Origin of the sequence: Luteimonas aquatica (genome assembly GCF_022662575.1) — a bacterium.
GTDB lineage: Bacteria > Pseudomonadota > Gammaproteobacteria > Xanthomonadales > Xanthomonadaceae > Luteimonas > Luteimonas aquatica.
In genome coordinates this window covers 259,228-279,300 of sequence record NZ_JALBFU010000001.1, presented here as the reverse complement: position 1 = coordinate 279,300, position 20,073 = coordinate 259,228, and the positions used below count along the sequence as shown (strand labels likewise).

The window sequence follows — 20,073 nt, the reverse complement described above, 5'->3', positions numbered from 1 at the left end:
TTCAAGTTCCGGCCCCTGTTCGTGGCGCCCGGCGCGTTTAAAGTTCCCTTCCCGTCCTTCGGCGGATCCGCCGGCATTCGATGAACGCACCGCAACGCACTCCGCCGTCTTCCGCCGCCTACCGCGGCCGCTTCGCGCCCTCGCCGACCGGCCCCCTGCATGCCGGCTCGCTGCTGGCCGCGTTCGGCAGCTGGCTGATGGCGCGGCATGCCGGCGGGCAATGGCTGGTGCGCGTGGAGGACATCGATCCGCCGCGCGAGGCGCCGGGCGCGGCCGACGCGCAGTTGCGCACCCTGGCCGCCTTCGGGCTGCTGCCCGACGCGCCCGTGCTGCGGCAGAGCACCCGGGGTGCGGCCTACCGCGCCGCCCTCGACCGGCTGCTGACGCAGGGCGACGCCTTCCTCTGCCATTGCAGCCGCAGCGACCATGCCGACGCCGGCGGCGTGCACCGCGCCTGCGTTCCCGGCGCCTCGCGCCCGGACCCGGCGGTCCGCCTGCGCGTGCCCGACGGCACCGTGATCGCCTTCGACGACGGCCTGCAGGGACGCGTGGAACAGGACGTCTCCCGGGAAGTCGGCGATTTCGTGCTCAGGCGCGCCGACGGGCTTTGGGCCTATCAGCTGGCGGTGGTGGTCGACGACCAGGCCCAGGGGATCAGCGAAATCGTGCGCGGCGCCGACCTGCTCGATTCCACGCCCCGGCAGATCCTGCTGCAGCGGCGGCTCGGCCTGCCCACGCCGGGCTACGCGCACCTGCCGCTGGTGCTAGGCGAGGACGGGCGCAAGCTGTCGAAGTCGCTGGCGGCGCTGCCGATCGACGACGATGCGCCGCTGCCGGCACTGCGCCGCGCCTGGCGGGCGCTGGGCCAGCGGGAGCAGGCGCTGGCCGCCGCGGGCGACGTCGCCGGCGCGCTGCTGTCATCGCGCCGTCATTTCGATCCGGCGCGCATTCCGCGCACGCGCGAAATCCGCATCGATCCCGCATAGCGCCGCCGCATGGTCGCTCGCGCCGGCCGTGCCGCTACCGCATTGCACAATGGGTTTGTCCTGGGCGAAGAATAGAATTCTCCGGAGCGCAACATGCGCGCAACGCAGGCATCGGAGAACACGGCATGACATCTCGCGTGGCATTGGTGACAGGGGGAACGGGCGGCATCGGAACGGCGATCTGCCGGCGACTGGCGTCGGCCGGATACAAGGTGGCGACCAACTACCGCAGCGAGGACAGGGCCCGCGCCTGGCAGGCGCAGATGCGCTCGGGCGGCCACGACATCGCCCTGGCCAAGGGCGACGTCTCCACCTATGCCGAGGCCGAGGCGATGGTACGCGACGTCGAGCAGCAGCTCGGCCCGATCGACGTGCTGATCAACAACGCCGGCATCACCCGCGACGGCACCTTCCACAAGATGACCCCGGACCAGTGGCAGGAAGTGATCAACACCAACCTCAATTCGGTGTTCAACGTCACCCGCCCGGTGATCGAGGGCATGCGCACGCGCAAGTGGGGACGCATCGTGCAGATCAGCTCGATCAACGGCCAGAAGGGCCAGTACGGCCAGGCCAACTACGCCGCCGCCAAGGCCGGCATGCACGGCTTCACCATTTCGCTGGCGCAGGAAAACGCCAGGTTCGGCATCACCGTGAACACCGTCTCGCCCGGCTACATCGGCACCGACATGGTGATGGCGGTGCCGGAGGACGTGCGCAACAAGATCATCGCGCAGATCCCCACCGGACGCCTGGGCGACCCCGACGAGATCGCCTACGCGGTGAGCTTCTTCCTGCCCGACGAGGCCGGCTGGATCACCGGCGCCAACCTGTCCGCCAACGGCGGGCAGTACATGGGCTGGTAGGGACTGCCTCGGCCGGCGGCGCCGGCCGGGACGCCCAGGGGCGCGGCATCCTTCGGCCGGGCCCGTGGCGCCTGCCCTGATTTGACGGGCTTCCCTTTCGCGAAGGGCCGGCGGCGAACCGGCCTTTCCGTCGAAGGCGCCCCGGACACTCCATACTGATGCGTATTGTGCCGTTTTGGACGATCCGGCCGGCCAATGTTGCAAGCGGTGCTGCACTGCGCCATGCTGCCAGCCTGCAACGTTAGAGCCTTTGCTCCATGACCAAGCCGCGCGTGATCAAGAAGTACCCGAACCGTCGCCTGTACGACACCGACATCTCCAGTTACATCACCATCGAGGATGTGCGCCAGCTCATCGTCGACGGCGAGGAGTTCGAAGTCCGGGACGCCAAGACCGGCGAGGACCTGACCCGCCAGGTCCTGCTGCAGATCATCGCCGAGCACGAGCAGGACGGCCAGCCGATGCTGTCCACCCAGCTGCTGAGCCAGCTCATCCGCTTCTACGGCGACTCGCTGCAGGGCTTCATGGGCACCTACCTCGAGCGCTCGATGCAGACCTTCCTCGAGCAGCAATCGCAGTTCCGCCAGCAGATGGGCAACATGCTCGGCCAGACGCCGTGGGCGATGGTCAACCAGCTCACCGAGCGCAATCTCGAGTTGTGGCAGGAATTCCAGCAGAACCTGATCGGCGGCGGCCTCGGCCGCAACGCCTCCGCGCGCCCGCGCGATCCTTCCGACAAGCATCGCGGCAAGTAACGCCTCCTCGCGCCTGCACGCCGCTTTCACGCACGCTTTCCCCGCCGCCGCCTAGGGTCGCGGCATGGCCATCCGCGTCGGCATCTCCGGCTGGCGCTACCCCAGCTGGCGCGGCGAGTTCTATCCCGCCGGCCTGGTGCAGCGCCGCGAACTGGAATACGCCTCGCGCATCTTCCCGAGCATCGAGATCAACGGCTCGTTCTATTCGCTGCAGCCGCCCGAGCGCTGGGCGCTGTGGGCGGCGCAGACGCCGGCCGATTTCCTGTTCGCAGTGAAGGCGCCGCGCTTCATCACCCACGTCAAGCGCCTGCGCGGGATCGACAAGCCGCTGGCGAACTTCTTCGCCTCAGGCGTGCTGCGCCTGGGCGCCAAGCTCGGCCCGCTGCTCTGGCAGCTGCCGCCAAGCCAGCGCTTCGAGCCGGACCTGATCGAGGATTTCCTGGCGATGCTGCCCCACGACACCGACGCGGCGCTGCGCCTGGCGCGGCGCCGCGAGCGGCGCATGCGCGGGCGCGTCGCCCTGCCCCGGCAACCCAGACGCAGGCTGCGGCACGCGCTGGAGGTGCGGCACGAGAGCTTCCTCGACCCGGCCTTCGTGCGCTTGCTGCGCCGCCACGGCGTCGGCCTGGTGATCGCCGACAGCGCCGGCCGCTTTCCCTACGCCGAGGACATGACGGCCGGTTTCGCCTATCTGCGCCTGCACGGCGATGCCGAGCTCTACGTCAGCGGCTATTCGGCCGCGGCGCTGGCGCGCTGGGCGAAGCGGATCCGGTGCTGGTCCGAAGGCGGCGAGCCGCGCGACGCCCGCACGATCACGTCGCCAGGACGCGCGCTGCGGCGGCGCGAGGTGTACTGCTACTTCGACAACGACGCCAAGGTCCGGGCACCGTTCGACGCCATCGCCCTGGCCAGGCGCCTGGCCTGAGCGGCGCGCGTCGACGTCACTGCTGTTCGCAGAAGCGCTTGCGGTATTCCATCGCCTTGGGCATCAGCGCCTGCAGGTTCTGGATACGGGTGCCGGAGTTGGGATGGGTGGAGGCGAACTCCGGCGGCGCCTGGCCGCCGCTGGCCTGGCCCATGCGCTCCCACAGCGCCACCGCTTCCTGCGGGTTGTAGCAGGCCGCCGCCGCCAGCATCAGTCCCATCTCGTCGGCCTGGGTCTCCTGCTTGCGCGCGTACGGCAGCGAGCGGCCGTAGCCGTACACCGCCATCACCATCTGCATCTGCTGCGCGTCCATGCCGCTCATCGCGCCGGCCATCTGGCCGAGCTGCGCCAGCTTCTGCTCGGTCATGCGCTGCGCGCCGTGCCGGAGCAGCGCGTGGGTGATCTCGTGTCCCATCACCACCGCCATCGCGTCGGCGTTCTGCGCCACCGGCACCAGGCCGGTGTAGACGGCGATCTTGCCGCCCGGCAGGCAGAACGCATTGACCTGGTCGGACTGCAGCACGTTGACGTCCCAGTCGAAGTCCTTCTCGATGTGCTGCGCCTGCAGGCCGTGCTCGGCCGCGAGCGCGTCGGACACCGCCGGGATCTTGGCGATCAGCCGCTGCGCGATCTCGCGCACCTGGCGCGAGATGTCGGTGTTCGCGTCCACCGGGCGCTCCTGCTGGAGGATCTCCTGGTAGGCCTGCAGCCCCAGCGCCTTCTCGTCCTGGGGCGAGATGCTGCGGTCGATCAGCACCTTCTCGCCGGTCAGCGGGTCGGTCGTGCGGTTGGAGAAGTAGTAATAGGCCGCGTAGGCGATGAACGCCACCAGGATCAGCAGGCGCGGGCTGAAGCCGAACCCGCGGCGCTGTCCGCCGCCCCGGGAACCGTAGGCGTTGCCGAACGGGTCTTGGCGCATCGCTGTCTCCCCTCACTCGCGCTGATCGGGTGGACCGGCAACCGTGCCGGCCCAGGGTGGATCGTCAAGGCGCAAAATAGCGGCAGGCCCCGTAGGTGGCAATCCCGAGCAGGCCCCCAGAACGCCAGCCCGAGGAAAGCCCCCATCTCGGCGGCGACGACCCGGCGCCCGTCGGAGGCGCGGTGGAATCCGTGCCATTTCGGAGAGATGCGCACGCCCTTGACCGCCGGCTCGACATAGGCATGGCCGAACGTGAACAACGGCACCACCACCCGGCCGGTGAAATCGCCGAACAACCGCAGCACGATCTCCAGGATGGGCCGCACGACCGGGTCCCTGACGATCTCGCTCGGCATTCTTCTCTCCGGTCAGATGTCGCGCACCACGCGGAATCCCACCCGCGCATTGGTATTGTCCACGCCCGCCGGCGCCCGCCAGGCCGAGCGCGTCTGCTCGGGCGAGCTGGCCCAGGAACCGCCGCGGATCACGCGCGTGCGGCATCCGGGGTTGACCCAGGCCGCGCCGTCCTTCGGCGCGCGGCGATAGGTGTCGTGCCAGCAGTCGGCCACCCACTCGCCGACGTTGCCCGACAGGTCGTGCAGGCCCCAGGCGTTGGGCTTGAAGCGGCGCACCGGCGCCGGCCCCCAGTAGGTGTCGCCATACCCGGCGAAGGCGTTGTTCCAGCGGCGGGTGCCATGGGGGGACACGTCGCGCGCGCCGGTGAAGTTGCCGGCATTGGCCGGCGGGGCGCCGTCGCCCCAGGGCCAGATGCCGCTGCCGCCCGCGCGCAGCGCGTATTCGAACTCGGCCTCGCTCGGCAGCCGGTAATGCTTGCCGGTCTGCTCCGTGAGCCAGTGCGCGTAGGCGTCGGCGTCCTTGGCGCTGACATGCAGCACCGGCTGATCGTCGGCCGCGGGCCGGCCGGCGTAGTCGCTCGACCAGTCGACATGGCTGCGGCGGGCGAAATTGCCGCTGCGCTCGTCGTAGGCCATCGAGAACCCGCGCCGCATCGCCCGCGTCCTGCGCCCGGTGGCGTTGACGAAGCGACGGAACTCGCCGACCGTCACCTCGGTCGCCGACATGGCGAAGCCGCGGTCGAAGCGGATATTGCGCTGCGGCCGCTCGTTGTCCACGCCCAGGCGGTCGCCGTCGGCCGAACCCATGCGGAACGCGCCGTGCGGCAGCACCACCATCTGCGGGCCGCGGCCGCCGTGCTTGATCGCATCGGTGAACGTCTGCCCGGGGCGGTACAGGCCGTAGTGCTGGGCCAGATCGATGCGCTCGCGCAGTTCGGCGGCCACCGGGTCGCCGGGCTTGGCGATCAGCAGCATCTCCGCCAGGCGCTTGCGCGCCTCCGCCACCCCGTTCATCTGCGGCAGCGCGGCGATGCCGGCGTCGCGCAGCCGCGCGATGCGCGCGCTGCGCATGCGCTCGATGCGTGCGCGCGCGTCGGGCACCGTGCCGATGTCGGGACGCAGCTTGGCGGCATCGGCCAGCCAGCGCTGCGCGGAGGCGAAATCGCCGTCCTCCCCCGCCAGCTCCGCCCTGCGGATCAGCGCGCTCTCCACCGCCGCCACGCCCTGCATCGCCCGCGGCTGCCGCGGTTCGAGCGCCAATGCCTCGCGGAACTTCGCCAGCGCCTCGCCATAGCGGGCGTTGGCCAGCGCGTGTTCGCCGTCGCGGTTGAGCTCCCACAGGGTGTCGGCGCTGTCGACGCGCGCCAGGAAGGCCTGCACCTGCTCGTCGTCGCCGTCCACCACCCGCGCCACCGCCGCGACGTCGTGGGTCCGGCGCAGGGCCTCGATGTCCTCGTCCGAGCGCGCCAGCGCCCGCTCCCCGTCCGCGAGCAGGTCGCGCAGCGCACGGCGCAGCCCGGCCTGCGCCGCCTTGTCCCCGGGGTCGCGCTTGGCCAATGCCAGATACAGCGGAATCGCCGAATCGGCGTCCGCAAAGAGCCGGCCGGCCTTCAGCGCCGCCTCGGCGCGCTTGCGCGTGCGCGCCTGTTCGCCCTCGGCGATCTGCACCGCCGGCGCGCGCCAGGTCAACGTCTGCGAAAGGCTGTCGTCGCCGCTGACCGTGACCACCCCGGCGCGCACTTCCGCCCTGGCCTGCCGCTCGGCGCGCGAGGGCTGCTCGCGATCGCGCGGGCAGCCGGCCAGCAGGGCCGGCAGCAGCAGCGCAACGATGGCGATCCGGGGGATGGCGAGCAAACCCGTTTTCCTTGCCGAGCGGGCCATCAGATTACGGCATCGCCTGCGCCGAGGCACCGCTTCGTCCGCGCAACGGCGGCTGGCCGCGCTCCGGCGCCGGCCATGTTTGCCTTGTTCACGCCATCGCCGTTAGGCTGCATCCCCTGGACCTCAACACATCACAGCGAACGCGCATGCCGTCCATGACGCCGCGTCGTCGGATCCGAAGTCCCCGGCGCGATCGGTCACAACCGTGCCCCGGGACCCGCGGCCGATGCCGACCGGACATCGGCTGAGCGCGGCCCCCACACATGCCGACCTGGATCGATAGCCCCGCGGACCTCGCCCACCGGATCGCCCAACGCCCCTCTCGCATCGGCCTGGACACCGAATTCGTCCGCGAGCGCACCTACTGGCCGCAGCTGGCCCTGGTGCAGGTCTGCCTGGGCGAGACCGACGACGACATCCTGCTGGTCGACCCGCTCGTGCCGGGCATCGCCGCCGCGCTGGCTCCGTTGCTGACCGACCCCTCGGTGCTGAAAGTCATGCACAGCCCGGGCGAGGACCTGATCGCGCTCCGCCATGCCTGCGGCGTCGTGCCGCAACCGCTCTTCGACACCCAGTCCGCCGCCGCCCTGGCCGGCATCGCCGCCGGCATCGGCTACCAGCGCCTGGTGCAGGACGTGCTCGGCATCGCCCTGGCCAAGGGCGAAACCCGCTCCGACTGGCTGCGCCGGCCGCTCTCGCCCGCGCAGCTCGAATACGCCGCCGACGACGTGCGCCACCTGTTCGCCCTGCACGACAACCTGGCCGCGTCGCTGGCCGCGCTCGGCCGCGACGCCTGGCTGGAGGAGGACTGCGCGCGCATGGTCGAGAACGCCGAGCAGGACGAGGGCGAACGCTGGCCGCACCTGTCGCTGCGCGCGGCGCAGTTCCTCGACACCGCGGGCCAGCACCGCCTGCTGCGGCTGCTGCGCTGGCGCGAGAGCTATGCGCGCGAGTCCGACCGGCCGCGCAGCTGGATCCTCGACAACGAACTGGCCACCGCGCTGGCGCGCGAGCCGCTGCCCGACCGCGCCGCCTTGCAGCGCCTGCTCGAAGCCCATCCCAAGGCGCCGCGCAAGCTCGCCGAAGTCCTGTGGAACGTGCTGCAGACGCCGCTGCCCGACGAAGCCGAGGCGCCGCAGCCGCGCGGCGACGATCGCGACAAGCAGGCCCTGCGCCGTCTGCAGGACGCCACCGCCGCGCGCAGCGCCGAACTCGGCCTGCCCGACGGCGTGCTGGCTTCCCGGCGCTGGCTGGAACGCCTGCTCGAGGCAGGCCTGCCCGGTCACTGGCCCGGCCCCCTGTCCGGCTGGCGCCGCGCGCAGCTGGAGCCGACCTTGGCCCCTCTGCTCGCCCCCGCTGGCGGCGGCCCCGGCACCTCCGTATAATCCACCGCTTCGTGGGGCGGTAGCTCAGCTGGGAGAGCGTCGCGTTCGCAATGCGAAGGTCGGGAGTTCGATCCTCCTCCGCTCCACCATTTAACAGTCCGCAGCAGTCCGCAGACGTTCAACAAGGGCCTGATTTTCAAGGGAAACCCCGAGAAATCAGGCTCTTTTTGTTTGTGGACGTCCGTGAACATCCGTTGCAATCTGGTGGCATCTGGGGGCATAACTGGGGGCATCGCCACCCTCGGCCCAACTGGATGCCCCCAGATGCCCCTCTCTGATGTCGCCATCCGCAAGATCAAATCGAGCGAGAAAACGCAGCGCCTGTTCGATGGCGGCGGCCTGTACCTGGAGATCACACCGGCTGGCTCGAAACTGTGGCGTCAGAAGTATCGCCACGGCGGCAAAGAGAAGCGGCTGGCACACGGTACTTATCCCGAGGTGACACTGGCCGAAGCCCGCACCCGGCGAGAGGCTGCGCGTCAGTTGCTGGCCAACGGCATCGACCCGGGCGAGTACAAGAAGGCGGAGAAGGCCGCAGGCGAGGAACGAGCTACCAACAGCTTCGAGGCCATCGCCCGAGAATGGTTCGCCAAATTCTCAAAAGGCTGGGCAAAGTCGCACGCTGACAAAATAATTAGCCGCCTTGGGAACGACCTGTTCCCATGGATCGGGAGCCGCCCGGTCGCAGAAGTCAAAGCACCCGAGCTATTGCGCTGCCTGCGTCGAATCGAGAGCCGCGGGGCGCTGGAGACCGCACATCGCGTCCTGCAAAACTCCGGGCAGGTGTTCCGCTATGCCATCGCCACTGGCCGCGCTGACCGCGATCCGTCCGCCGACCTACGTGGCGCCCTCGCTCCCTGGAAGCCCCAGCACTACCCTGCCCCAACCGATCCTAAGGCCGTGGGTGAACTGTTACGCGCGATCGATGGCTACTCCGGCGGCAACGTGGTCAAAGCCATGCTCCGGCTTGCTCCTCTGGTGTTTGTCCGCCCCGGCGAGCTACGGCAGGCCGAATGGTCTGAGATCGATCTGGACGCCAAGGAATGGCACATCCCCGCGCACAAAATGAAGATGCGCGAGCCACATCTAGTGCCGCTGTCGAAACAGGCCATAGCGATCCTCAAAGGCTTGCTGCCACTAACTGGCAACCGCACGCACGTCTTCCCTGGTGGCCACGACCCACGCAAGCCGATGAGCGAGAACGCGCTGAATGCCGCCCTGCGGCGCATGGGCTACGACAAGACCACGATGACCGCTCATGGCTTCCGCGCCATCGCCCGCACGCTGCTGGATGAGGAACTGAAGTTCCGCCCCGATTACATCGAACACCAACTGGCACACGCTGTCCGCGATCCGAACGGACGTGCCTACAACCGCACGTCGCACCTCGCCGAGCGCCGCAAGATGATGCAGGCGTGGGCCGATTACCTAGATCTCCGGCGCGACGACACGGGCAAGGTGTTGGAGTTCAAGAAATCCGGCAAGCGCCGGTAGCAAACGGTGCGACAAGGGAGGGGCAATCTCCCTTGCCGCACCTTCCACCCCGTCAACGCTGAGGAATGACGAAATGGCAACTGAGAGTGTAGCAATGTCCAACCACGCCGCCGTTGAGGCGGCTCGCCAGCTATTCAACGAGCATCCACAAGATGTCGTCGGAATGGTCAATATCGGTGCTGAAAAGCTCTATGAACTTGGTGGGCTTTTTGAAGCCATAGGCGCAGCAGCCCAAGAGAACACCCTAGTTCAGCGCCTGGCGTCGATCGGCTCGTACCTCGCAGAAGATGCGGGAAATATGCTGGACGAGCGACAGGAACACTATGGCAAAAGACTCAAGGGAGCCTGACCATGACAACCAACCACAGCGCCGCCCTCGCCGAGATTTGCGTCCTCCAATGTGAGATGGAGGCAATGATCGATGCCTTGCAAGACTCGATTCACGCCGCGTCGAATGGCGACAAACGGCAACGAGATCGCATTTATCACCTGTCGATGGCGTTACAGCGCACAATTCGGGAAGTTGGTCGGCAAGCCGGGGCAATCTGACATGACCACCAAGCGGCCAACGAAGAAAGCCCCCGTCAAGGCGGGGGCCGTTGCGTCGGTAAAAGATGCAGCCAAAGCCTATGAGTGGTTTCTTGAAAGGCGGAAGGAGAAGTTTGAAAAAGGCGATGCTGAGTCCGTACTATGGGCAGTTCACTACGTGATTGAGGGGAAAATAACCTTTCCGCCATGGCTTGCGACCGCCGTCGACAAGGCGATCATGGGCTATATGACGCATGAATATGCGTCTTTGGATGCGGCTTTTGGTGTGGGACGCCCAAAAGGGTATCGGCGGAAATCTATACATGAACAAGCCAGCCGTGCGCACAATAGCAACTGGATCATCATCGAGCTACACAAGCACGGATATGCCATAGATGACCAGCTTTTCGAGGTTGTCGGCGAACGATTCAACGTGAAAAAGACGACCGCGAAAAAGTGGTATTACGAAGCGAAAAACAGCAACGATCCGGTATTTCAAGCCTTTGAGCGCTCCGACGTCTCAAGCCAAATTCCCGAGCATCTGAAGGCCATAGCCGATCAATTGAAAGCTGACAAATAAATTCCGCGTTTCTAAGAGAATTGCGGAATTACAGGTCAACGACAGAATTCGATCCTGTACACGCACGGACTGTCACGTCCGAGCGGGTGCGGACAAGGGTTCGCTCCCAACTAAACGGGACGAACTATGAACAACTACCGAGAGTCTACGGCGCCGTTGGCGCATACCGTGCCTGAAGCCTGCCGGCGTTTGGGCATTTCTCGCACCACTATCTACCAATTGATTGCGAATGGTGAAATCCGTTCTTTCAAGGTCGGCGCACGCACATTGATCCCTGAGGAAAGCCTGCGCACGTTCATCTCCAACAAGCTGGAGGTGAGCGCGTGAGCATCCTCACCCTCCCCAACTTGAAAGCGTACCTGCGCGAGATTTCCGCTGACTTGGACCTGCCGCTGGAAATGGCGCGCGCCGCCGCGGTCGCCGAAGCGAATGCATTTTGCGGCGTCGACTTGGACGCGGAATTCGCAGACGGCGCCCCCGGCGACGTTGTCATGGCCTGCTGTCTGCTAGCGCAGGCGCACGCCGATCCGGCAACGCCGGATGAAAACGAATACCGCCGCGGCGCCGCGCAGAAGTTGCTGTTCCCCTATCGCCGCGCATCAGGGGTCGCGAGCGCGTGAAGAACTTCATCATCCTGACCTGGAAGCAATGGTCAACGCTGCAACGGATCTATTCGAAGATGGCGAACGAAGCTGTTCACTTGCCACCATCAGCGTCGGCTGATTCGATCGACAGCATCCTAAATGAAATCGGCGAAGTCCTACACGAAGTTGAGAGGAAAAACGGCCTCTAAGCGAAAGCCCAGCCGTGGCGAGCGGATGGGCCTTCTGGGCGCACTACGGGCGGCGTATTGCGGGGCAAGATTACACTGCTTCGCTGAGGAATCAGCATGGAATCCCGAAAATTTCAGCGCCACAAAGGGAAGCGCGCCGGCCCCTCTTTCGTATCCATTCCGCATTTCGTATTGCGGTCGAAAGAATGGGCGACGCTGAGCGGATCCGCCGTGAAATTACTTCTGGAGCTGGCCGCACAGTACCACGGCCGCAACAACGGCGACCTGAGCGCAACCTACACCCAACTACAGCCGCGCGGATGGTCGAGCAAGGAAACGCTCCAGCGCGCGCTGAGTGAGCTTGAAACGGCGTACTGGATTGAAAGGACACGGTATGGCGGCCGGCACGTCGGCTGCACCCTGTACGCGATCACCTGGTGGTCGCGCGACGCGAGCAAAAACCACCCTGAGCCGGAGGAGACGAAAGCAAGCCATGCTTGGAAAAACGAAAACGGTTCCCCGAAAATCGGGGGGCGATGCCCCGATAATCGGGGAATGAAGCCCGTCGAATCCCAAAAATCGGGGAGCAAAGTTGTCCGCATGCGTCCGCCGGCGTAAAGCAGAACCCCGCTTGCTCCCCGAAAATCGGGCACCTTTATACAATCTAGCCATAGGCCTGTTTTTCTTGTGCCGTTGCTCGTTTCGTTCCATCTCTCAACGACTTTTGACTGGGACACCCAACGCATCGGCGCCATCCACTTTTCTTTCACGGCAGGAAAAGTCCGCAAAGCCGGAATTCCTGCCTTGGTCGCGCATGTCAGCGGAAATCCACTACCGTTTCGGAAGTTTGCGCAATTTCAGCATTTTCTGACCTGTCGATTCGTTCGCATTTGTTCGCGGCTGTCCGATGTTTGGAGCGTGCGCAATATGCCTGTAAATGAAGCCCCGGGAATTCCCTTCAACCTCCCGGAGCCAACGAAATGCCCTCTTTGCAAACCATACGCGAGCAACGCACTACCAAGGTGTTGGAAGCTCGACAACTGCTGAGCTCGGCCGAGTCCGCCAAACGCGAACTGACCGCCGAGGAACAGACCAAATTCAACGAGATCCGCAGCGAAATCACGAAGCTGGAGGAATCCGAAGCGCGACAACAGTTTCTGGACGATGCCGAGCGCCGTCAGACGGGGACTGTCGTCGACGCCGGCTGCGATCACGGCCTGGACGAACTCGAAAAGCGCGTGAGCCTCCAACGCGTGTTGCAGGCAGGTTTGGAGGGCAAGGTGTTGAGCGGCGCCGAGGCCGAATACAACGCCGAAATGGAACGCCGGAACGGCCGCAAGGCGCAAGGCGCCTTCATTCCGATGCGCGCCATCGAGAAGCGCGTGAATACCGCTGCGAGTGGCGCGAACCTGATCGGTACCGATCACCGCGGCGACCAGTACATCGAGCCCCTGCGGGCCGCGCTACTGGCCCGCCGGCTGGGCGTGCGCGTGCTGTCGGGTCTGCGCGGCAACGTCTCTATCCCCAAGGCCGGGAACAGCGTCACCACTGGCTGGGTCGCTGACAACGGTTCACTGACCGCAGCGGACATGACGTTCGGCAATGCGTCGCTGGCACCGAAACACGTCGGCGCGCTGTCGGAAATGTCCCGCACGCTGATCCAGCAAAGCGACCCGAGCATCGAGACGCTGCTGCAGGAGGACATGAGCTTTAACCTGGCGAAAGCCATCGACCGCGCGCTGATCGTCGGCGGTGGTACGAACGAACCGGATGGGGTGACCGCCACGCTGGCGACCGCCAATGCCACGTTGGCGACGCCGACCTGGGCGCAGGTGCTGGAAATCATCAAGGACGTGGAAACCGCCAACGCGCTGGGTGCGCACTCGTGGCTGCTGAGCCCGGCTGCGAAGGCGAAGCTGGCCGGAACGCTGAAGGTAACCGGCGACGCAGGCGCGGGCTTCCTGTACGAAAACGGACAGGTCGGCGGCTTCGCCGCGAACGTCACCACGCAGGTTCCCGCCGGCGGCACGCCGGCCAGCGAAACGAGCGCCATCTTTGGCGATTGGTCGCAGGTGCTGCTGGGCCTGTGGTCGGAGCTGGATATCCTGGTCAACCCCTACGATTCCACCGCCTACGCGCGCGGCGGTGTCATGGTGCGGGCTATGGCGACCTGCGATATCGCCATCCGCCACGCCGAAGCTTTCCAGTGGGCCGATGATGTCCCGGCCTGACCTGGAATACCGCTTCGCCCAGACCGGGATCGAGGGTCGCCAGCTTGTCGGGCTGGCGGCCCCGTTCAATTCCGAGACGCGCGTAGGCGGGTTTACCGAGATCATCGCCCCCGGAGCATTCACACGCACGCTGATGCATGGGCGCGACATTCTGGCGCTGGCAGACCACGATGAAACTCGCGTGCTAGGCCGCACGAAATCCGGCACGCTGGTGCTGAGCGAAACGGCCAAGGGGCTGGAATTCCGCCTGCAGCTGCCTGAGACGACCATCGGCAACGACCTGCGCGCGCTGGCGCAACGCGGTGACCTGGGCGGTGTGAGCTTCGGATTCCATGCGATCAAAGAAAACTGGGAGGGCGAGCGCCGCACCCTGCACGATGTGGAACTGGTCGAAATCAGCATCGTCCAGAGCTGGCCGGCGTATCCCGATACCACTGTGGCGCTGCGCAACCGGCAGAGCGCCGGCGGCACACAGGCGCTGCGCTACTGGCTGGAGACGACCCGATGAAGCTGTGGCCCTTCCGCAAGGCCGAGAAACGCGACGTGGATCCGTCCTGGTCGGCGCTGCTGAATCAGGGTGCCGTGAGCGCCAGCGGCGCCTATGTCGACGCGAAAGCCGCCGAAGGCATCGCCGCCGTGTTCGGGTGCGTACAGGCGCTTAGCGAGTCCACGGCATGCCTGCCGCTGCACGTCTACCAGCGCAACGATGACGGAGAACGCGAGCGCGCCGACGATCATCCGCTGGCCCGCACGCTGCGCACGCCGAACCCGCACCAGTCGGGCTTGGCTTTCCGCGAAGCGATGACGGCATCCGTCCTGTTGCACGGCAATGCCTTCGCCCGCAAGGAATACAACGACGCCGGCGAACTCGTCGGGCTACATCCGATCGCCACGCGCGGTGTGACGGTCCTGCGCCTCCCATCCGGGCGCTATGCCTACGACTACACCGACGATGCCGGCCAGCGGCAGCGGCTGCTGGAGGATGAGGTTTTCCACCTGGCCGACCGCGCCGAATGTGGGAGCATCGTCGGCAAGTCCCGCATCGCCATCGCCCGCGATACGCTGGGCATGGGCCTGAGCCTGCGCGAGCATGGTGCATCGACCTTCCGCAACGGTGCACGGCTGTCAGGTGTGCTGAAAACACCGAATGTCCTGAATGACGACACCGCGGGCCGCATCAGTACGTCGTGGCAGTCGCAATTCGGCGGCAGCGGCAACGCCGGCAAGACCGCCATTCTGGAAAACGGGCTGGAATACCAGCAGGTTTCCATGAGCCTGGAGGATGCGCAGTGGATCGCCGCGCAGCAATTCACCACGGAGGAAGTTTGCCGCATCTTCCGCGTGCCGCCGACAATGATCGGCGATCTACGTTTCGGCAGCTACCAGAACACCGCCGAATTGGGCAGCCAATTTGTTCGCTACTCGCTGGCTCGGTGGATCGCCTTGTGGGAGAGCGAGATTTCTCGGCAACTGCTGACCTCGATGGGGCGCCGGCGCTACCTGGCAGAGCATTCCGTCGAGGGTCTGTTGCGCGGCAACCCGGAAGCACGCGCCGACTTCTATCAGAAAGCCATCACCGCCGGATGGATGACCACCGATGAGGTGCGCCGGCTGGAGAACCTGCCCAAGCGCACCGAGCCACGGGCCTCGACCAAGGATGAGGGGCAAGGCGATGAGTAGGCCGATTCTGCATCTGAGGGCCAACACCAAGCGCGCGAATCCGAGCGGCCGCAACACTGACCCGCGCCGCACGATCCCGCTCAACTCGGGGCGCTGGCAGCGTTTGCGGGCGCGTGTGCTTGCCGAGGAACCCATCTGCCGAGGGGTGGGAGGTAGGGAGTGTGGCCGCATTGCAACCGACGTTGATCACATCAACGGCAATCCCGGCGACAACTCGCGGACGAACCTACAGGCACTGTGCCACGAATGCCATTCCCACAAGACGCAGCGCGAGCGTGCTGGCAAGACCGCAATGCATGGCCACGATGCCGATGGCTGGCCGCGCGACCCGATGCACCCGTGGAATCAGGAAAAAAATCGCTAGAGCGCGCAACCGTCTAGACCGTACGCCCAGTCGATAAAAACCGCTAAGTGAAGCCAGAGCAATGAAACCGCGCAACCAACGATCCGATAGCATCACCGCCGCCCTTCAGGCCGCGCAAAACGTCGCCGAAGGCCCCCGCGAACCGCTACCGCATACGCCGATCCCCGAGGGCGCGCGCCCTTTCTGGGATGCCATCATGCGGAACAAGCCACGGGATCGCTGGAATGACGTTGACCTGGCACACGCCGCGAACTTGGCGCGCTGCCAATTCGATATCGAACGACTGCAGCAGGAGCTGGACGCCGAAGGCGACTTGGTCGGCGATCTTTTCGTGGGCAAGCTCAATCCCAAACACAAGCTCCTGGAAACTCTGCACAAGCGGGTGGCCTACCTGTCGCGACTGATCCACGTTCATACCGAAGCAACCGTCGGCCGCGTGCAGGATGCTGGTAACGCGCTGCAGCTAGAGCGCCGCGTCGAGTCCGCCGGCAATGTCCACCGCCTAATTGCGCGCCGCGCATGAGCCGGTCGGATGCCATCATCGAGTTCGTGGAGGAGCTTTGCCTTGTGCCGGACGGTGCTGGCGTTGGGCAACCGATGCGATTGGCCGACTTCCAAAAGGAGTTCATCCAGGCGGTTTATGACAACCCTCACGGCACGCGCCGCGCGTTCCTGAGCATTGCCCGTAAAAACGGCAAGTCGGGCCTGATCGCCGCGCTGTTGCTGGCGCACCTGGTCGGACCGGAAGCAAAGCTCAATTCCCAACTGGTGTCTGGCGCCATGAGCCGCGACCAAGCGGCGTTGGTGTTCAACCTAGCAGCCAAGATGGTGCAGCTTTCGCCGGAACTGAGTGACGTTATCCGCATCGTACCGTCCAATAAGCGACTGATCGGCATCCCGCTCAACACCGAATATCGCGCGCTGGCTGCGGACGGGAAAACCGCGCATGGTCTTTCACCGGTGCTGGCGATTCTGGACGAAATCGGACAGGTACGCGGCCCGCAGTCGGATTTTGTCGACGCCATCACTACGTCGCAGGGCGCGCACACGGCGCCGCTACTGGTCGCCATTTCGACGCAAGCCTCGAGCGATGCCGACCTACTGAGCGTATGGCTGGACGATGCAGCGCAATCGAAAGACCCGCGCATCGTGTCGCACGTCTACGCGGCGTCCGAAGGCTGCGAGCTGGACGACGAGACCGCATGGCGTGCCGCTAACCCGGCGTTGGGTATCTTCCGCAGCCTGGACGACCTGCGTGAGCAAATGGCGCAAGCCAAGCGTATGCCGAGCATGGAAAACAGCGCGCGCAACCTGCTGCTGAATCAGCGTGTTTCGACGGATGCACCTTTCGTTTCGCCCGACGTTTGGAAGGCGTGCGGCACCGAGCCCCTGCCGTTCACTGGCCCGGTTTTCGGCGGCTTGGACTTGTCGGCACGGAACGATCTGACCGCCCTTGTGCTGGTCGGCAAAGTGTCGGGCGTGTGGCAGGTGCGGCCGTTCTTCTGGACGCCGCAAACTGGCATTGCGGACCGCGCCAAGCGCGACCGAGCCCCTTACGATCAATGGGCTCGCATGGGCCTGCTGCGCGCCACGCCGGGCGCCAGCGTGGACTACGAAGTCGTCGCGCGCGAAATCGCCGAGATAACTGACGGCTTGGACGTACAAGCCATTGCGTTCGATCGCTGGCGCATGGATATCCTGCAGCGCGAAATCAGCCGCCTAGCCTTAAACCTGCCGCTTGTGCCGTTCGGGCAGGGCTTCCGCGACATGTCGCCGGCGCTGGATTCGCTAGAGGCGGAACTTCTAAGCGAGCGCATCGCGCACGGTATGCATCCGGTGCTGACCCTGTGCGCCGCGAACGCGACCACCATTAAAGATCCCGCCGGCAACCGTAAGCTGGACAAGTCGCAGGAAACGGGGCGAATCGACGGCATGGTGGCACTGGCAATGGCAATTGGCGCCGCGCAGACCATCCCCGAGCCGGCCATCGATCCCTACCAATCCCGAGGACTGAGGTTCATATGACCTACACCGCGCAGGAACTGAACACGAAAATAGTCCTGAGCCACTTGGAGGAAGCCGCGGGCCCGGGAGGAGATCGCACCCGCAGTTGGACTCAGTACGCTGAGGCTTTTGCCAAGATTGAACCGCTGGTCGGGAATGAATTCTTCGCCGCGGCGAGCACCTGGCCACATGTGCCGGTGAAGGTAACGATGCGTCATCGACAAGACGTGCTCACGTCTGATCGCATCACGATCCGAGGCGAGCACTACAACATCACGTCGATTCAGGAAATCAAATTCCGTCGCCGCGAATTGTTGATCTATGCAGAACGGAATCCTCTGCAGTAGGCGCGCAGGGAAAGGTGAACCGGGCTGCGCCAGCCTCTGCTCTCCGGTCACCGCCAGTCCATGCTGAACTGGCTAAGGAAATCAGCATCGGCAGCCGAAGCCTGCTCAGGCTTGCGCCTGCCATGCCAATCGTTCGGGAGTCCGGTTGGCAACTGCCCCCGCCAGAGAGAGTCCGGAGGGTGGATCTTTGTCCCTGGCTGTTCGCCTGCATCCGACAAGAATGGGGGCATTCATGGGGGCATTGTGCAGGCTTAGCTTGCACAAATTCGCGCAAATCAGTCGTTTGCATGCGAAGTTTGGTCGCCCTCCGCTCCACCACTCCAAAAAAACCGACGGGTCCCCGTCGGTTTTTTTTCGCCCCGAGCATCCCTTTCCCCGCGGCTTTTTTGCGATTATGCGAATGCCGGCCGGCATACCTCATCCCTGGCGATACTGGCTCGACAGCATCCAACGGATTCGGCACTGAATCTTTACCCACGTAATTTCAACGCAGGGGGAGTGCGATGCAGGGGATCACGTTACCCGACAGGCAGCCGAATTATCCGGCCGCCTGCATGGTGGGGTTGGTGGCGAGTTTCCATGCCGCGCTACTCCTGGCCATCACCCTGCCGGTTCACGCGCCCGCCGGCACCGCGGCAAGCGAGGAAACCATCGTCGGTTATGCAGTCCTGCCTCCGCGGATACTCTTCTATGCGCCCGATCGCACTCGCGTCGGCGAGGTGCGACCGGTGCCGCTTCCGGGGGAGGAACCTGCATCACCATTGCCACGGACTCCCCCCAAAGGCCTAAGCCTTCCCGCGCCTTCAGAAGCATTGTCGATCTCTTTTTCGGTACGGCCGCGTCCGCTGGAACTCTGGATTCACGTCTCCGCCACCGGGAGCGCACGGGAAGTCAGGGTGGTGCAATCGAGCGGCTTCCATGAGCTGGATGAGATGGCGATAGCGAACGCGATGAAGCACTGGCGTTTCACGCCCGCCCATGAAGGCAGGAGCGCCGTCGAATCCGCGGTGCTCGTATCCGTCGAGTTCGGGACGTGGGACGGACGGCCAATAGCCTTCTAGCAATCCGCGTTCCATCTTGCGGGAAGCCTGGGCGAAGCAATCCTGCACCGATGCCTGGATTTGCGGCGGGCCCGTCGCATGAAAGACTCCCGCGTCGTACATTTCGCCCCCCAGGGAGAACAGGCATTGCGCAGATGGCTGGGCTTGCGTGCCTAGGGCCGACGGGCGGGAACGCCTGCGCGGCCCCTTCGCAACCGCATTCCCTTGCGGTGCCATCGTCGCCAACGCGCCCTCCGGAGGGCCTGGTGCATCTTTGCGGGCCGGCCAGAGAGGCGTTAGGCTTTCGAGAACTCCGATGGCGGCTCCTGGAGGCAGGACATGGCAGAACGGTCCGTCAAGATCGCCACGACTTCCGATGAAGACTCCGTCATTGCGCTTGTCGTGCTGGCATTCGGCACGGACCCGGCGGCGCGCTGGACATGGCCCGATCCACGGCAGTATCTCCAGCATTTCCCCGACTTCATCCGGGCATTGGGCGGCAATGCGTTTGCCCACCGGAGCGCCTATCACATTGATGGCTACGCGGGCGCCGCGCTATGGCTGCCGCCCGGGATTGCTCCCGACGAGGACAGGCTGGTCGCCCTGCTGCAGCGCACGGGATCGGCATCGGTACAAGAGGACCTGCTCGCGGTGTTCGAGCACATGGGGCGCTATCACCCGGAGGAGCCGCACTGGTACCTGCCGTTCATCGGCGTCGACCCGCTTCAGCAGGGCAAAGGACAGGGCGGCGCGCTGATGCGGCACGCCCTTGTCCGATGCGACCAGGACCACATGCCGGCCTATCTCGAATCCAGCAATCCCAAGAACATTCCTCTCTACAGGCGATATGGATTCGAGTTGCTGGGCACGATCCAGGCCGGCGGTTCGCCGCCCATCTTCCCGATGCTCCGCAAACCTCGCTGATTCGATTTCCGGCACGGATCCAGAACCGCCAACGGC

General features: G+C 65.4%; 25 protein-coding genes and 1 tRNA gene. 23 read left to right on the top strand and 3 right to left on the bottom strand.

The features are described 5' to 3' along the window. Nucleotides 1-80: 80 nt before the first annotated feature. The 4 genes from gluQRS to MD221_RS01325 all read left to right on the top strand — a co-directional run bounded on the left by gluQRS (nt 81) and on the right by MD221_RS01325 (nt 3,532). Nucleotides 81-986, top strand: a complete 906-nt coding sequence (gene gluQRS, locus MD221_RS01340; RefSeq protein WP_242107233.1) for a tRNA glutamyl-Q(34) synthetase GluQRS — start codon at nt 81-83, stop codon at nt 984-986. Nucleotides 987-1,111: 125 nt separating this feature from the next. Further along, complete coding sequence (gene phbB, locus MD221_RS01335; protein ID WP_242107231.1) at nt 1,112-1,852, top strand: beta-ketoacyl-ACP reductase; 741 nt, start codon at nt 1,112-1,114, stop codon at nt 1,850-1,852. Nucleotides 1,853-2,109: 257 nt separating this feature from the next. Continuing rightward, nucleotides 2,110-2,607 (top strand): polyhydroxyalkanoate synthesis repressor PhaR, encoded by a 498-nt coding sequence (gene phaR, locus MD221_RS01330; RefSeq protein ID WP_242107229.1) that lies wholly within the window; start codon nt 2,110-2,112, stop codon nt 2,605-2,607. A gap of 64 nt (nt 2,608-2,671) precedes the next feature. Beyond that, on the top strand, nt 2,672-3,532 hold the full coding sequence (locus MD221_RS01325) for a DUF72 domain-containing protein (protein ID WP_242107227.1): 861 nt from the start codon (nt 2,672-2,674) through the stop codon (nt 3,530-3,532). A 16-nt stretch (nt 3,533-3,548) separates the two neighbouring features. On the opposite strand, the gene MD221_RS01320 is transcribed toward MD221_RS01325, so the two are convergent. Genes MD221_RS01320 through MD221_RS01310 form a run of 3 tightly spaced genes read right to left on the bottom strand, consistent with a single transcriptional unit; the run spans nt 3,549 to nt 6,688 of the window. Continuing rightward, nucleotides 3,549-4,451, bottom strand: a complete 903-nt coding sequence (locus MD221_RS01320) for a M48 family metallopeptidase (protein ID WP_242107225.1) — start codon at nt 4,449-4,451, stop codon at nt 3,549-3,551. Beyond that, nucleotides 4,367-4,807, bottom strand: a complete 441-nt coding sequence (locus tag MD221_RS01315) for a hypothetical protein (RefSeq protein WP_242107223.1) — start codon at nt 4,805-4,807, stop codon at nt 4,367-4,369. The genes MD221_RS01320 and MD221_RS01315 overlap by 85 nt, the downstream gene beginning before the upstream one ends. Nucleotides 4,808-4,819: 12 nt before the next feature. Next, on the bottom strand, nt 4,820-6,688 hold the full coding sequence (locus tag MD221_RS01310) for an SUMF1/EgtB/PvdO family nonheme iron enzyme (RefSeq protein WP_425602182.1): 1,869 nt from the start codon (nt 6,686-6,688) through the stop codon (nt 4,820-4,822). Nucleotides 6,689-6,951: 263 nt separating this feature from the next. Between MD221_RS01310 and rnd the strand changes: the two genes are divergently transcribed. The 19 genes from rnd (at nt 6,952) to MD221_RS01215 (ending at nt 20,037) form a co-directional block, all read left to right on the top strand. After that, nucleotides 6,952-8,073 (top strand): ribonuclease D, encoded by a 1,122-nt coding sequence (gene rnd / locus MD221_RS01305; protein WP_242107218.1) that lies wholly within the window; start codon nt 6,952-6,954, stop codon nt 8,071-8,073. A gap of 13 nt (nt 8,074-8,086) precedes the next feature. Beyond that, nucleotides 8,087-8,162, top strand: a tRNA-Ala gene (locus MD221_RS01300). Between the two features lie 175 nt (nt 8,163-8,337). Beyond that, nucleotides 8,338-9,567, top strand: a complete 1,230-nt coding sequence (locus tag MD221_RS01295) for a tyrosine-type recombinase/integrase (protein ID WP_242107216.1) — start codon at nt 8,338-8,340, stop codon at nt 9,565-9,567. A gap of 94 nt (nt 9,568-9,661) precedes the next feature. Further along, on the top strand, nt 9,662-9,916 hold the full coding sequence (locus MD221_RS01290; RefSeq protein ID WP_242107215.1) for a hypothetical protein: 255 nt from the start codon (nt 9,662-9,664) through the stop codon (nt 9,914-9,916). 2 nt (nt 9,917-9,918) lie between these two features. Further along, nucleotides 9,919-10,116, top strand: a complete 198-nt coding sequence (locus MD221_RS01285; RefSeq protein ID WP_242107213.1) for a hypothetical protein — start codon at nt 9,919-9,921, stop codon at nt 10,114-10,116. 1 nt (nt 10,117) lies between these two features. Next, a complete protein-coding gene (locus MD221_RS01280; protein WP_242107211.1) occupies nt 10,118-10,675 on the top strand; it encodes a hypothetical protein in 558 nt (185 codons plus the stop codon). 126 nt (nt 10,676-10,801) lie between these two features. After that, nucleotides 10,802-11,002 carry a helix-turn-helix domain-containing protein gene (locus MD221_RS01275; protein ID WP_242107210.1) on the top strand — a complete coding sequence of 67 codons (201 nt, stop codon included), beginning with the start codon at nt 10,802-10,804 and terminating at the stop codon, nt 11,000-11,002. Beyond that, nucleotides 10,999-11,295 (top strand): hypothetical protein, encoded by a 297-nt coding sequence (locus tag MD221_RS01270; protein WP_242107209.1) that lies wholly within the window; start codon nt 10,999-11,001, stop codon nt 11,293-11,295. Before MD221_RS01275 ends, MD221_RS01270 begins: the two co-directional genes overlap by 4 nt. Continuing rightward, entirely contained in the window at nt 11,292-11,468 is a 177-nt protein-coding gene (locus tag MD221_RS01265; protein ID WP_242107208.1) for a hypothetical protein, read from the top strand. Before MD221_RS01270 ends, MD221_RS01265 begins: the two co-directional genes overlap by 4 nt. A 96-nt stretch (nt 11,469-11,564) precedes the next feature. Beyond that, nucleotides 11,565-12,065 carry a hypothetical protein gene (locus MD221_RS01260; protein ID WP_242107207.1) on the top strand — a complete coding sequence of 167 codons (501 nt, stop codon included), beginning with the start codon at nt 11,565-11,567 and terminating at the stop codon, nt 12,063-12,065. Between the two features lie 362 nt (nt 12,066-12,427). Continuing rightward, complete coding sequence (locus MD221_RS01255) at nt 12,428-13,678, top strand: phage major capsid protein (RefSeq protein ID WP_242107206.1); 1,251 nt, start codon at nt 12,428-12,430, stop codon at nt 13,676-13,678. Then, a complete protein-coding gene (locus MD221_RS01250) occupies nt 13,665-14,186 on the top strand; it encodes an HK97 family phage prohead protease (RefSeq protein ID WP_242107205.1) in 522 nt (173 codons plus the stop codon). Before MD221_RS01255 ends, MD221_RS01250 begins: the two co-directional genes overlap by 14 nt. Next, entirely contained in the window at nt 14,183-15,358 is a 1,176-nt protein-coding gene (locus MD221_RS01245) for a phage portal protein (RefSeq protein WP_242107204.1), read from the top strand. The genes MD221_RS01250 and MD221_RS01245 overlap by 4 nt, the downstream gene beginning before the upstream one ends. Then, nucleotides 15,351-15,722, top strand: a complete 372-nt coding sequence (locus tag MD221_RS01240; RefSeq protein ID WP_242107203.1) for an HNH endonuclease signature motif containing protein — start codon at nt 15,351-15,353, stop codon at nt 15,720-15,722. Before MD221_RS01245 ends, MD221_RS01240 begins: the two co-directional genes overlap by 8 nt. A gap of 61 nt (nt 15,723-15,783) precedes the next feature. Next, entirely contained in the window at nt 15,784-16,245 is a 462-nt protein-coding gene (locus MD221_RS01235) for a hypothetical protein (RefSeq protein WP_242107202.1), read from the top strand. After that, on the top strand, nt 16,242-17,747 hold the full coding sequence (locus MD221_RS01230) for a terminase large subunit (RefSeq protein ID WP_242107201.1): 1,506 nt from the start codon (nt 16,242-16,244) through the stop codon (nt 17,745-17,747). Before MD221_RS01235 ends, MD221_RS01230 begins: the two co-directional genes overlap by 4 nt. Beyond that, a complete protein-coding gene (locus MD221_RS01225) occupies nt 17,744-18,073 on the top strand; it encodes a phage head closure protein (protein WP_242107200.1) in 330 nt (109 codons plus the stop codon). Before MD221_RS01230 ends, MD221_RS01225 begins: the two co-directional genes overlap by 4 nt. Nucleotides 18,074-18,576: 503 nt before the next feature. Next, nucleotides 18,577-19,134 carry a TonB family protein gene (locus MD221_RS01220; RefSeq protein WP_242107199.1) on the top strand — a complete coding sequence of 186 codons (558 nt, stop codon included), beginning with the start codon at nt 18,577-18,579 and terminating at the stop codon, nt 19,132-19,134. Between the two features lie 318 nt (nt 19,135-19,452). Continuing rightward, on the top strand, nt 19,453-20,037 hold the full coding sequence (locus tag MD221_RS01215) for a GNAT family N-acetyltransferase (RefSeq protein WP_242107198.1): 585 nt from the start codon (nt 19,453-19,455) through the stop codon (nt 20,035-20,037). Nucleotides 20,038-20,073: the final 36 nt, after the last annotated feature.